At 31.0% G+C, this 11963-nt stretch carries 13 protein-coding genes and 1 tRNA gene; 12 read left to right on the top strand and 2 right to left on the bottom strand.

Going from position 1 to position 11963, the window contains the following annotated elements:
- Positions 1–4: 4 nt before the first annotated feature.
- Positions 5–1474 (top strand): sodium/proline symporter PutP, encoded by a 1470-nt coding sequence (gene putP / locus AJN70_RS05370; protein WP_070295576.1) that lies wholly within the window; start codon positions 5–7, stop codon positions 1472–1474.
- A 15-nt stretch (positions 1475–1489) separates the two neighbouring features.
- On the opposite strand, the gene yedF is transcribed toward putP, so the two are convergent.
- Complete coding sequence (gene yedF / locus AJN70_RS05365) at positions 1490–1717, bottom strand: sulfurtransferase-like selenium metabolism protein YedF (RefSeq protein ID WP_002867050.1); 228 nt, start codon at positions 1715–1717, stop codon at positions 1490–1492.
- A gap of 3 nt (positions 1718–1720) precedes the next feature.
- Positions 1721–2929: a selenium metabolism membrane protein YedE/FdhT gene (gene yedE, locus AJN70_RS05360; protein ID WP_070284017.1), complete on the bottom strand. Its 1209-nt coding sequence runs from the start codon at positions 2927–2929 to the stop codon at positions 1721–1723.
- Between the two features lie 139 nt (positions 2930–3068).
- On the opposite strand from yedE, the gene AJN70_RS05355 reads away from it, so the two are divergent.
- From AJN70_RS05355 to ccoO, 11 genes are all read left to right on the top strand, one after another.
- Positions 3069–3166 (top strand) — tRNA-Sec (locus AJN70_RS05355).
- A gap of 28 nt (positions 3167–3194) precedes the next feature.
- Entirely contained in the window at positions 3195–4445 is a 1251-nt protein-coding gene (locus AJN70_RS05350; RefSeq protein WP_002862151.1) for an adenylosuccinate synthase, read from the top strand.
- Positions 4442–4870: a flagellar export protein FliJ gene (locus AJN70_RS05345; protein ID WP_002880459.1), complete on the top strand. Its 429-nt coding sequence runs from the start codon at positions 4442–4444 to the stop codon at positions 4868–4870. Before AJN70_RS05350 ends, AJN70_RS05345 begins: the two co-directional genes overlap by 4 nt.
- Positions 4863–5381 carry a MotE family protein gene (locus AJN70_RS05340; protein WP_002851265.1) on the top strand — a complete coding sequence of 173 codons (519 nt, stop codon included), beginning with the start codon at positions 4863–4865 and terminating at the stop codon, positions 5379–5381. Before AJN70_RS05345 ends, AJN70_RS05340 begins: the two co-directional genes overlap by 8 nt.
- A 92-nt stretch (positions 5382–5473) precedes the next feature.
- Positions 5474–6025 carry a DUF507 family protein gene (locus AJN70_RS05335; protein ID WP_002851269.1) on the top strand — a complete coding sequence of 184 codons (552 nt, stop codon included), beginning with the start codon at positions 5474–5476 and terminating at the stop codon, positions 6023–6025.
- Positions 6025–7143 (top strand): glutamine-hydrolyzing carbamoyl-phosphate synthase small subunit, encoded by a 1119-nt coding sequence (carA, locus tag AJN70_RS05330; protein ID WP_002851156.1) that lies wholly within the window; start codon positions 6025–6027, stop codon positions 7141–7143. Before AJN70_RS05335 ends, carA begins: the two co-directional genes overlap by 1 nt.
- The gene (locus AJN70_RS05325; protein WP_002870873.1) at positions 7140–7799 is read left to right on the top strand and encodes a sulfite exporter TauE/SafE family protein; all 660 of its coding nucleotides are present in this window, start codon (positions 7140–7142) and stop codon (positions 7797–7799) included. The genes carA and AJN70_RS05325 overlap by 4 nt, the downstream gene beginning before the upstream one ends.
- The gene (gene bumS, locus AJN70_RS05320) at positions 7796–9007 is read left to right on the top strand and encodes a butyrate sensor histidiine kinase-like phosphatase BumS (RefSeq protein WP_070284018.1); all 1212 of its coding nucleotides are present in this window, start codon (positions 7796–7798) and stop codon (positions 9005–9007) included. Before AJN70_RS05325 ends, bumS begins: the two co-directional genes overlap by 4 nt.
- A 2-nt stretch (positions 9008–9009) precedes the next feature.
- On the top strand, positions 9010–9690 hold the full coding sequence (gene bumR, locus AJN70_RS05315; protein WP_002862143.1) for a butyrate response regulator transcription factor BumR: 681 nt from the start codon (positions 9010–9012) through the stop codon (positions 9688–9690).
- A gap of 125 nt (positions 9691–9815) precedes the next feature.
- On the top strand, positions 9816–11282 hold the full coding sequence (gene ccoN / locus AJN70_RS05310) for a cytochrome-c oxidase, cbb3-type subunit I (protein WP_044779979.1): 1467 nt from the start codon (positions 9816–9818) through the stop codon (positions 11280–11282).
- A gap of 12 nt (positions 11283–11294) precedes the next feature.
- On the top strand, positions 11295–11960 hold the full coding sequence (gene ccoO, locus AJN70_RS05305; protein WP_002855439.1) for a cytochrome-c oxidase, cbb3-type subunit II: 666 nt from the start codon (positions 11295–11297) through the stop codon (positions 11958–11960).
- Positions 11961–11963 lie beyond the last annotated feature (3 nt).

Below are 11963 nucleotides of genomic sequence, written 5' to 3'. Positions count from 1 at the left end.
ATTGATGGAAGTAGTTCAAATTAATACCCCAATAGCAGTGATGTTTGTAGCTTATGCCTTGTTAATGCTTTATATAGGTTTTTATTTTTATAAACAAAATAAAAATTCAGAAGATTATTTTCTAGGTGGGCGTACTATGGGGCCTGTGATATCTGCACTTAGCGCAGGGGCTTCTGATATGAGTGGTTGGCTTTTAATGGGTTTACCAGGAGCTTTATACGTAAGTGGTTTTATAGATTCTTATATTGCGATCGGGCTTACTATAGGAGCTAGTTTAAATTGGATTTTTGTGGCAAAAAGACTTAGAATTTATACCAGTGTGATTGCAAATTCTTTGACTATTCCTGATTATTTTGAAACTCGTTTTGATGATGATAAACATATACTGCGAATCGTATGTGCAGTGGTAATTTTGATATTTTTTACCTTTTATGTTTCATCAGGGCTTGTAAGTGGAGCAAAACTTTTTGAAAGTACTTTTGGTATCAGATATGATTATGCTTTAATTACTGGAACGATTATTATTGTCGCTTATACTTTTTTAGGTGGATATAAGGCGGTTTGTTGGACGGATATGATACAAGGGCTTTTAATGATGATGGCTTTAATCATTGTGCCTTTGGTTATGCTTTATCATTTAGGTGGCTTTGGTGAAGCGATGAATATAGTAAGAGAAATAAAGTCACAAGCTTTATCTATGGGCGAAGGAGTAGGAGTTGTAAGCATTATATCTGCACTTGCTTGGGGTTTGGGTTATTTTGGTCAACCACATATTTTAGTGCGTTTTATGTCGATTCGTTCTACTAAAGATATTCCTATGGCCACTTTTATAGGTATTTCTTGGATGGTGGTTTGTCTTTTAAGTGCTTGTATGATAGGTATTTTGGGTATAGCTTATGTGCATAAATTTGAATTAAGTTTGCAAGATCCTGAAAAAATTTTCATCGTGATGTCGCAACTTTTATTTAATCCTTGGATAGCAGGTATTTTACTCAGTGCTATTTTGGCGGCTATTATGAGTACGGCAAGTTCACAATTGCTGGTTTCAAGTTCTACTATAGCGGAAGATTTTTATAAAAAGATTTTTAGAGAAGATGCGCCAAGTCATGTTGTATTAAATTTAGGTAAATTAGGTGTTTTATTAGTAGCTGTAATAGCGTTTTTGATTTCTACTGATAAAAACTCAAGTGTTTTAAGTATAGTTTCTTATGCATGGGCTGGATTTGGAGCTTCTTTTGGTTCTGTAATGCTTTTTTCTTTATTTTGGAGCAGGATGACAAGAGTAGGGGCGATTTTAGGTATGATAACAGGAGCTGCTACTGTGGTACTTTGGAAGAATTTTGCAAATTCGGGTCTTTATGAAATAGTTCCAGGATTTTTAGCAGCTTCGGTGGTAATTATTATTGCAAGTTTGTTTACAAATGTAAGATCTGGAACTAAAGCAGCTTATGAAAAGATGTTAAAAGAGCTTTGAGAACAAAAGCCTTTTTTAAGGCTTTTGTATTAAAAATCTTAGCGTGGGTCCACTTTGATCGATTTCAAGCACTTTAAAACCACGGTTTTTTGCATCTTGAGGTATGGAATTGATACTTTGTGGACAATCGCAAAGCACTTCTAAAATTTCTCCACTTTGAAGCTTAGGTAAGACATCAAGTGTTGCTATAGCAGGATAAGGGCAAGCTTCACCTTGCAAATTTAAACTATAAGTAATTTTCATTGTTTATCCTTTAAGTTGATTTTTAAAGAAGTGTTTTTTATAAAATACCACAAAAGCAAACATTAAGATGAATAAAATAAGGTTGATAAAAAATCCATTTAAATTTCCAAATTCAGTTAAAAGATTGATTTTTATACCTTCTTTAAGAACCTTTGGTAAAAAGTCATAACTTAAGGCTAAAATCATAGTTCCTATTATATTTGCAATTCCTACTATCATAAAATGACTTTGTCCTTCAAAGGCACGATAAGCCCAACCACACTCACAACCTCCGGCAAAAACTATACCAAAACCAAACAAAAATGCTCCTACAGCTACAGCAGGAGAAAGTTCTATGAGTTTGCTAGTATGACCTTGCAAGATAAAAGCAAAAGCGATTAAAGAGGCGATAATCATACTGATTAATGCGCCTTTTATAGCATTATCTCTACCAAATAAAAACAAATCTCTAAAGCAAGAAGTAAAACAAATTTGCCCTCTAGAAATAATAAAGCCAAAAACAAAACCAAAAATCAGTGCCAAAGCTAGAAGACTTTGTTTGTTTTGTGTGCTGATATTGCCATTTGTAAAAACAAGATAAAACACCCAAACTAAAAAGGCCATGAAAAGCAATATGCCTAAGTTAAAATATAATTTTGTACGCAAACTTTGCTTGTTTAACGGCAAATTTTCTTTATTTACCCGTTCTAATTTAGCTTTAGGTTTAAAAAAGGAAGTGTTGCAAATTTTCACTCCTAGATAAATTCCTAAAACCATAAAAACAGTAAAAAGCCAAGTGTGTAAAGAAAAATAAGGTAAACCTGTAAAAAAATTAGCTAAATTACATCCAAACGCAAGTCTTGCTCCATATCCTGAAAGAATTCCACCTACTATTGCTTGAAAAATTCTTATATTGCTAGCAGGTAGACGAAATTTGACTTTGTTAGCTAAAAGTGCGGCTACTAAACAACCTATAAACATACCTATGAGCATAATACCATCAGTTCTTGTTAAAGGGGTTCCATTTAAATTTTGCTTTTGGTAATAAGAATATCCATCTAAATTCATACCTAAAAGTTCTAGAAATTCACCGCCCCAACGCGTCATTTCTCCAGTAACAGCCCAAACGCCACCAAAAATCCCAAAATACACTGCACTTAAAATTCCAAGTGCAATCATAGAATGGGAATTGTCCCAAAAATTGATTAAATATTTTTGTTTAAAAGAATTCAAAGAAAGATCCTAATAATGTAATCATCAAAACTTGATGCTAAAAAAGAGTGAGATTATAGCTTAAATTTAATATGAAGTCAAAAAGAATATTGATAAATTTATTTTGTTTTTCATTAAAAATCGCTATAATTATCGCTTTGGAAGATTAGCGTATCTGGTGATCGCCACTGACTTCAAATCAGATGAAAGGATAGTTGACTATTCTTTGGGGAGTTCGATTCTCTCATCTTCTCGCCAATATTAAAGTAAAATCAAGGAAATTTTTATGAGCAAAGCAGATATTATTGTCGGCATTCAATGGGGCGATGAAGGAAAAGGTAAGGTAGTTGATAAATTATGTGAAAATTATGATTTTGTTTGCAGAAGTGCAGGTGGACACAATGCAGGACATACGATTTGGGTAAATGGTGTAAGATATGCGCTTCATCTTATGCCAAGTGGAGTTTTGCATCCAAGATGTATTAATATTATCGGAAATGGAGTTGTGGTTTCTCCTGAAGTATTGATTGCTGAAATGGCTCAATTTGAAAATTTAAAAGGTAGATTATATATCAGTGATAGAGCTCATTTAAATTTAAAACATCATTCTTTAATAGACATTGCAAAAGAAAAACTCAAAGGCAAAAATGCCATAGGAACAACAGGTAAGGGTATAGGACCTTCTTATGCAGATAAGATTAATCGTACAGGACATAGAGTTGGAGAGCTTTTAGAACCACAAAGACTTTGTGAGGCTTTGATGAAAGATTTTGAAGCTAATAAAACTTTTTTTGAAATGCTTGAAATTGAAATTCCAAGTGCTGAAGAATTGCTTGCTGATTTAAAACGCTTTAATGAAATTTTAACTCCTTATATTACAGATACTACAAGAATGCTTTGGAAGGCTTTAGATGAAGATAAAAGAGTACTTTTAGAAGGAGCTCAGGGTTCTATGCTTGATATTGATCATGGAACTTATCCTTATGTTACAAGTTCAAGTACTATTTCAGCAGGCGCTTTAACAGGACTTGGGTTAAATCCTAAAGAAGCGGGAAATATTATAGGTATTGTAAAAGCTTATGCAACGCGTGTGGGAAATGGAGCTTTTCCTACTGAGGATAAGGGCGAAGATGGAGAAAAAATTGCACAAATTGGAAAAGAAATTGGCGTAAGCACAGGACGTAAAAGACGCTGTGGATGGTTTGATGCGGTTGCTGTAAGATATACAGCAAGGCTTAATGGTCTTGATGCTTTATCTTTGATGAAGCTTGATGTTTTAGATGGTTTTGAAAAGATAAAAATTTGTCGTGCTTATGAATATAAGGGCATGGAAATCGACTATATACCAAGTGATTTAGAAAATGTTCAACCTATTTATGAAGAAATGGATGGTTGGGATAAAGTTTTTGGTATAAAAGATTATGATTTATTGCCAGAAAATGCTAAAAAATATATAGCAAGACTTGAAGAGCTTGCAGGGGTTAAAGTAAAGTATATTTCCACTAGCCCTGAAAGAGATGATACTATCATCTTATGAAAAGTAAATATAATTCTGTTGTAAAAGTAAGAAAACAACAACTTGATAAAGCAGAATCAAATCTTAATCAAGCCAAACAAAGACAGCTTGAACATGAAAAAGCTTATGAACTTTCACGCCAAGAGTGTGAAAGTTTAGGCGTATTGCCAAAATCAGGATCTATAGCAGAGTTAAGATCAAATTTAAGTATGGCGCAAGTAGGACGCGAGGCTTTGGCAAGAGCTAAGGAGAAAGTAGAACTTTCTAAAAAAGAAATGAACCATTATCAGTTTTTATATCAAAAAGCGCATTTAGATTATGAAAAAATGAAGGCTTTGGAAACTGAAGAAATTAAACAAAAACAAAAAGAACTTGCGAAGGCTGAAGAAAAATTTTTAGATGAAATTGCAATCAGTCGTTTTTTCAAAGGGGAAAAAGATGATTAAAAAATTTATATTGTTAGTTTTTATTTCAAGTGTAGTTTTTGGAGCTGAACAAGATTGTGAGCAGTATTTTGAAGCTAGAAAAGCTCAAATTGAATTGCAAACTAGAGAATTTGATGAAGCAAGACAATCTTTAGAAGCTTATAAAGCCTCTTTTGAAGCTTTGCAAAAAGAAAGGCTTGAAAATTTAGAAAAAAAAGAGGCTGAGGTTAATGCGACTTTGGCAAAAATTGAAGAATTAAAACTTGAAAACGCAAGGCTTGTAGAAGAACAACAAAAGATTTTAAATTCAATCAATGATAAAACTCAAGGTAGGGTTAAAGAAATTTATTCCCAAATGAAAGATGCAGCCATTGCAGATGTTTTAAGTCAAATGGATGCAGAGGATGCAAGCAAAATAATGCTTTCTTTGGAATCACGTAAAATTTCAGGTGTTTTATCTAAAATGGATCCAAAAAAAGCTAGCGAGCTTACTTTGCTTTTGAAAAATTTAGATAATAATGCTAGTAATTAGGTGATTAAAAGAATGAAAATTTTTCATTTTTAACATTCTTTTACCAAAAATAAGCTATTATTTCAAACATTATTAAATAAAAGGTTTTCAAGATGCGTATAAAATTACCACATATTCCTTATATCGCAAATAAAATGATGTTAGATATAGCTAATTCTTCTTTTGTAGAAATTAAAGATCAATTAGAAAAGCTTAAGGTATGTATAATAGAAGTTTTAGAGAAAGATATTCTAAATGAAAGAAAATTAGATGAAAGAGTAAAAGAACTTTTAGAGCAACAAGAAGATGAAATGGAACTTATGCAAGTAGATCGTAAAAATATGTTTTGGCTTGTGAAGAAAAAGTTAGCTCCCGAATTTAATGTGATTTTAGATTCTGAAGATAGACATAATCATCTAGCGCATCAAATTTTAGAAGAACTTGTAGAGAATGATTATATTAATTTTATAGTGAGCGAAAATAGAGTTAAAAATTTAATCTTTTCAAGCATAGAGTCTTATCTTAAAATTTATGAAAAACTTGAAGATGAGGTTTATGAGAAAATTAGCAATTATAAAACAAAACCTATTCCAGGTAGTGAAGAATACGATCTTATCTTTGAAAAACTCTATCAAGAAGAGCTTAGAAAAAAAGGTATGTTTTAATGAAGGCTTATATTTATTTAGAAAATGATATTTTTTTAAGTGCTAAGGCTTTTGGAAAGAGCGGTACTTTTTTTGGAGAGCTTGTATTTAACACTTCTTTAACAGGATATCAAGAAATTATTTCAGATCCTTCTTATGCAGGGCAATTTATCGTATTTTCCATGCCAGAAATTGGTATAGTGGGAACTAATGAAAATGATAATGAAAGTAAGGAAATTTTTGCAAGCGGTGTTTTAATGCGTGAATTAAGTTCTAGTTTTTCAAATTTTCGCGCTAAAGAAAGTCTGCAAGATTATCTTGAAAAACATGGAAAAATAGGAATTTATGAACTTGATACGAGATATCTAGTAAAAATGATAAGAAATAATGGCAATTTAAGAGCTGTAATTTCAACTGAAATTTCAAATAAAGAAGATTTAAAAATCGCCTTAGAAAAATCAGCAAAAATTGATGAAGTAAATTTTGTAAAAGAAGTTAGCACTAAGAAAAATTATTCTCATAAACAAGGTGTTTGGAACGCTAGTTTTCAAAAATTTAATGATGCTAAAAGAAGTGAGAAAAAAGTTGCTGTTATAGACTATGGTGTTAAAACAAATATCCTAAATGAACTTGTAGAAGTAGGTTTTGAAGTAGAAGTTTATCCATATAATGTTAAAGCAGATGAGTTGATTACTCTGTATAAAAAAGGTGAAATTCAAGGCGTGTTTCTTTCTAATGGTCCAGGTGAGCCAAGGATTTTAAAACAAGAGATTGCAGAGATTAAAAAACTTGCAGAAGCTAAAATTCCTATGCTTGGAATTTGCTTAGGTCACCAGCTTTTAAGTAATGCTTTTGGATATGAAACTTATAAAATGAAATTTGGACAACATGGAGCAAATCATCCTGTGATCAATCTTGATACAAAAACGGTAGAAATTACCGCACAAAATCATAATTATAATGTTCCAGAAGAATTAGCTCAAGTGGCTCATATCACTCATAGAAATTTATTTGGCGATAATGTTGAAGGAGTAAGATATAAAGACTATCCTATTATTTCAGTGCAACATCACCCGGAAAGTTCTTCAGGTCCTCATGAAAGTAAGTACATTTTTAAAGAATTTATGAATTTGATGTGAGTATAGATTTTTTAGCTATTATCAGCGTTGCTTTTTTATCTAGTTTTGGACACTGCTATTCTATGTGTGGTGGTTTTAATTTACTTTTTATAAATTTAAATTCAAAAAGCAATAATTTATTTTTATTAACTTTTATTTATCATTTGTTTAGAATTTTTGCTTATATTGTTTTAGGGATAATTTTTGGGACTTTTGGGAATATCTTGGCAATCAATGCTAAGGTTCAAAGTTTGTCATTTTTTATTCTTGGTATATTTATGATGATTTTGGGTTTTGCTCTTATTTTTAGAGGCAATATGTTATCTTTTATTGAAAATAATGTTTTTTTTGATAGTTTTGTAAAGAAAATTATTAAAAAATCTAAAAATTTTAAAGGATTAAAATCAGCTATATTTTTAGGATTTTCAAATGGTTTTGTTCCTTGTGGATTGGTGTATTTTTTTATAGCCAATGCAATAAGTAAGCAAAATATTTTTGAAGGTATTTTGGTAATGATGATTTTTGGAATATCAACTTTACCTGCGATGTTATTTTTTTCTAAAATTTCACAATTTTTTAGTGATTTTTTGAAAAATTTGTTTAATTATTTATCGTATGGCATTATTGTTTGTTACGGTATAAATCTTGCCTATATAGGTTTTAAGGCTTTTCAATGAAAGATTTTTTTAAAGATCAGTTTTTTAAAGCTCTGGAAAAAAATACAATTTTTTCAAGAGCTGATGTGCAAGGAAATTTAATTTTTGTCAGTGATAAGCTTTGTCAAATAAGTGGATATAGCAAAAAAGAGCTTATAGGAAAAAAACATTCAATATTTAAACATCCAGATGTTGAGGAATGTTATGTTGAGAAGCTTTTAAAAGATCTTTCATATAAAAAGCCTTATCAGGTTATTTTTAAAAATATTGATAAATTAGGCAAAACCTTCTATCTTGAAACTTTGTTAATCCCCATATTGGATAAAAATAATGAATTAATAGAAATAGTAGCACTTTCTCATGATGTCAGTAATTCTTTTAAGCTTAATGAAGAGCTTGCTTTAAATCACGCTAAATTAAGAGAATTAAGTATTAATCTTGAAAATACAGTTAAAAATCACCAACAAGAATTTATACAGTTAGGTAAAAAATTTGAGAAAAAAATGAAAATTGCCTTGGAAAAAAATGAAAAAGATATTAAAATAGTATATGAAGAGATTTTGAAATCTTCATTAGAACAAATGATTAGTGATATAGCACATCAATGGAGACAACCGTTAAATGAGCTTGGTATTGCCATGTTTCAAATGAAGCAAAATCTTAAAGATGAAAAAGGATTTGCTGAAATTTATTCACAATCAAAAGATATGATTAAAAATATGTCAGAAACAATTGATGTGTTTAGAACTTTGTTTAACAAAGGAGTAGAGCAGTATGTATTTATAAAAGAGACTTTAAATAAAGCCTTGGAAATTGCTTTTGAAACTATAGAAAAAAATCATGTAAATATTAATATTGTTTCGAAAAGTGATTATGAAGTTTTGGCGTATGAGAATGGTTTAATAAGAGTTTTTCTTAATTTGATTTTAAATTCAATAGAGGCATTTAAAAACAAAAAAAGGAAAATCATAACAATAAATTTTTCAAAATTTGGAAAAAACTATCTGAAAATTACAATAAAAGATAATGCTGGTGGGATTGATAAAGAAAATTTAGATAAAATTTTTCAACCTTATTTTACAACAAAACATCCCAGTCAGGGTATAGGAGTAGGACTTTATATAAGTAGACAAATTATTGAAAGTTTCCAAGGAAAAATAAAAGTTAAGAATGGAAAAGATGGGGCTTGTTTTGAGGTATTTTTAAAACTAAAAGAGAGGGTAGAGTAGAAATGTCACAAGAATGTAAAGAATTGATAATATTAGTAGTTGAAGATGAAATTAAGACTAGAGAATCATTGATTAATGTATTAAGCGAACGCTTTAGTAAAGTAATCGGAGCTCAAAATGGAGATGAGGGGCTTAAAAAATTTAAAAAATTTAAGCCGGATTTAGTTATCACAGATATTGCTATGCCTATTATGGATGGGCTTGATATGGCAAGAGAGATTAAGGAAATTTCAGATGATGTCCCAATTGTTGTTCTTAGTGCGTATTCAGAGAAAGAGAGACTTTTGCGTTCTATTGATATTGGTATAGATAAATATTTGATCAAACCTGTTGATATAGAAGAGTTGTTTAAAGTTTTAGATTATCTGATAGGCGAAAAAATTGAAGCAAATATGCTTGTAAAAATTTCTGAAGAATATCAATTTAACAAAACTAAAAGAACTTTGATTTACAATGGTGAAGAAATTGTTTTAACTAAAAAAGAATTAGCTTTTATTTCTTTGCTTTTAAAGCAACCTGGGGCTTTGGTTTTGCATGAAGATATAAAGAAAAATGTTTGGATAGGTGAACATGTAAGTGATACTGCTGTTAGAACTTTTATTAAAAGAGTAAGAGATAAAGTGGGTGAAGATTTTATAAAAAATGTACCAAGTTTAGGTTATAAGATAAATATCAATAAATAAGACTGATTTAGCCTTAAAATATAAAGCATAACAAATGATTAACAAAATTATCATTTTTAAGAAAAAATGTATAATTAATATTCTATAATATTCTCTTATTATCAAAAATTTTAAGGAGAAAGTCGATGCATCCAGGTAATGTATTAAATTACGACTATACGGTTGCAAGATATTTTATGTTTACAACCGTATTGTTTGGCATTGTTGGTATGGCTATAGGAACTCTTATAGCTTTTCAAATGGCATATCCTAACTTAAATTATTTAGCAGGAGAATATGCTACTTTTTCAAGACTTAGACCACTTCATACTTCAGGTGTGATTTTTGGTTTTATGCTTTCAGGGATTTGGGCAACTTGGTATTATATAGGTCAGCGTGTTCTTAAGGTAAGTATGGCTGAGTCAAGATTTTTAATGGCTGTTGGTAAGCTTCATTTTTGGCTTTATATGCTTACTATGGTTTTAGCTGTTATATCTTTGTTTATGGGTGTGACTACATCTAAAGAATATGCAGAGCTTGAGTGGCCTTTAGATATTCTTGTTGTTCTTGTTTGGGTTTTATGGGGTGTAAGTATTTTTGGACTTATTGGAATTCGCCGTGAAAAAACTCTTTATATTTCTTTATGGTATTATATAGCTACATTTTTAGGTATAGCTATGCTTTATCTTTTTAACAACATGGAAGTACCAACTTATTTTGTTACTGGAATGGGTAAATGGTGGCATAGTGTATCAATGTATGCAGGAACAAATGATGCTTTAGTACAATGGTGGTATGGACATAATGCTGTGGCATTTGTATTTACTGTGGGTATTATTGCTCAAATTTATTACTTCTTGCCAAAAGAAAGTGGTCAGCCGATTTTCTCTTATAAACTCTCTTTATTTGCATTTTGGGGCTTAATGTTTGTTTATCTTTGGGCAGGTGGTCACCATTTGATTTATTCAACTGTACCTGATTGGATGCAAACTATGGGTTCGGTTTTCTCTATAGTATTGATTTTACCTTCTTGGGGTTCAGCGATTAATATCTTACTTACTATGAAAGGTGAGTGGAGCCAGCTTCGCGAGAGTCCATTGATTAAATTTATGATTTTGGCATCAACTTTCTATATGTTCTCAACACTTGAAGGGCCAATTCTTTCAATTAAGTCTGTTAATGCTTTAGCACACTTTACAGATTGGATTCCAGGACATGTTCATGATGGAACATTAGGTTGGGTAGGATTTATGACTATGGCTGCGCTTTATCATATGACTCCTAGAGTTTTCAAAAGAGAGCTTTATAGCAAATCTTTAATGGAAGCTCAATTTTGGATCCAAACCACAGGTATAGTTCTTTATTTTGCTTCAATGTGGATTGCGGGTATTACTCAAGGTATGATGTGGAGAGCGACAGATGAGTATGGTAACTTGCTTTATAGCTTTATTGATACTGTTGTGGCTATTATTCCTTATTATTGGATTAGAGCGATTGGTGGATTGTTGTATCTTATCGGTTTCTTTATGTTTACTTATAATATTTACAAAACAATTGCTTGTGGAAGAGTGCTTGATAAAGAACCAAAAAGCGCTTCGCCTATGGCAGCATAAAAAGGAGAAAATATGTTTAGTTGGTTAGAAAAAAATCCATTCTTTTTTGCTGTAGCTGTTTTTGTAGTGATTGCTTATGCAGGCATAGTTGAAGTTTTACCAAATTTTGCAGAAAATGCAAGACCAATTGAAGGTAAAAAACCTTATACGGTTTTACAACTTGCAGGGCGTGCAGTATATATTAAAGATAGTTGTAATGCTTGTCATTCACAGCTTATTCGTCCATTTAAATCAGAAACAGATCGTTATGGTATGTATTCTGTAAGTGGTGAATTTGCTTATGATAGACCTTTTCTTTGGGGTTCAAAAAGAACAGGACCTGATCTTGCTCGTGTAGGAAATTATAGAACAGCTGATTGGCATGAAAATCATATGTGGGATCCTACTTCTGTTGTTCCAGATTCTATTATGCCTTCATATAAGCATATGTTTAAAAATAATGCAGATATTGAAACTGCTTATGCTGAGGCTTTAACCGTGAAAAAAGTTTTCAATGTTCCTTATGATACAGAAAATGGAACAAAACTTGGTTCTTGGGAGGATGCGCAAGCTGAAGTAAAAGCTGAAGCTCAGGCTATAGTTGATCAAATGAAAAATCAAGAAGTAAAAGATGCTTTTGCTAAAGGTGAAATCAAAGAAATAGTTGCTTTGATCGCTTATTTAAATAGCTTAAAGTAAGAT

It is taken from the genome of Campylobacter sp. BCW_4341, from assembly GCF_001764255.1.
Taxonomy (GTDB): Bacteria; Campylobacterota; Campylobacteria; order Campylobacterales; family Campylobacteraceae; genus Campylobacter_D; species Campylobacter_D jejuni.
The sequence above is the reverse complement of the archived record's forward strand: the minus strand, read 5'-3'. Positions and strand labels throughout refer to the sequence as shown.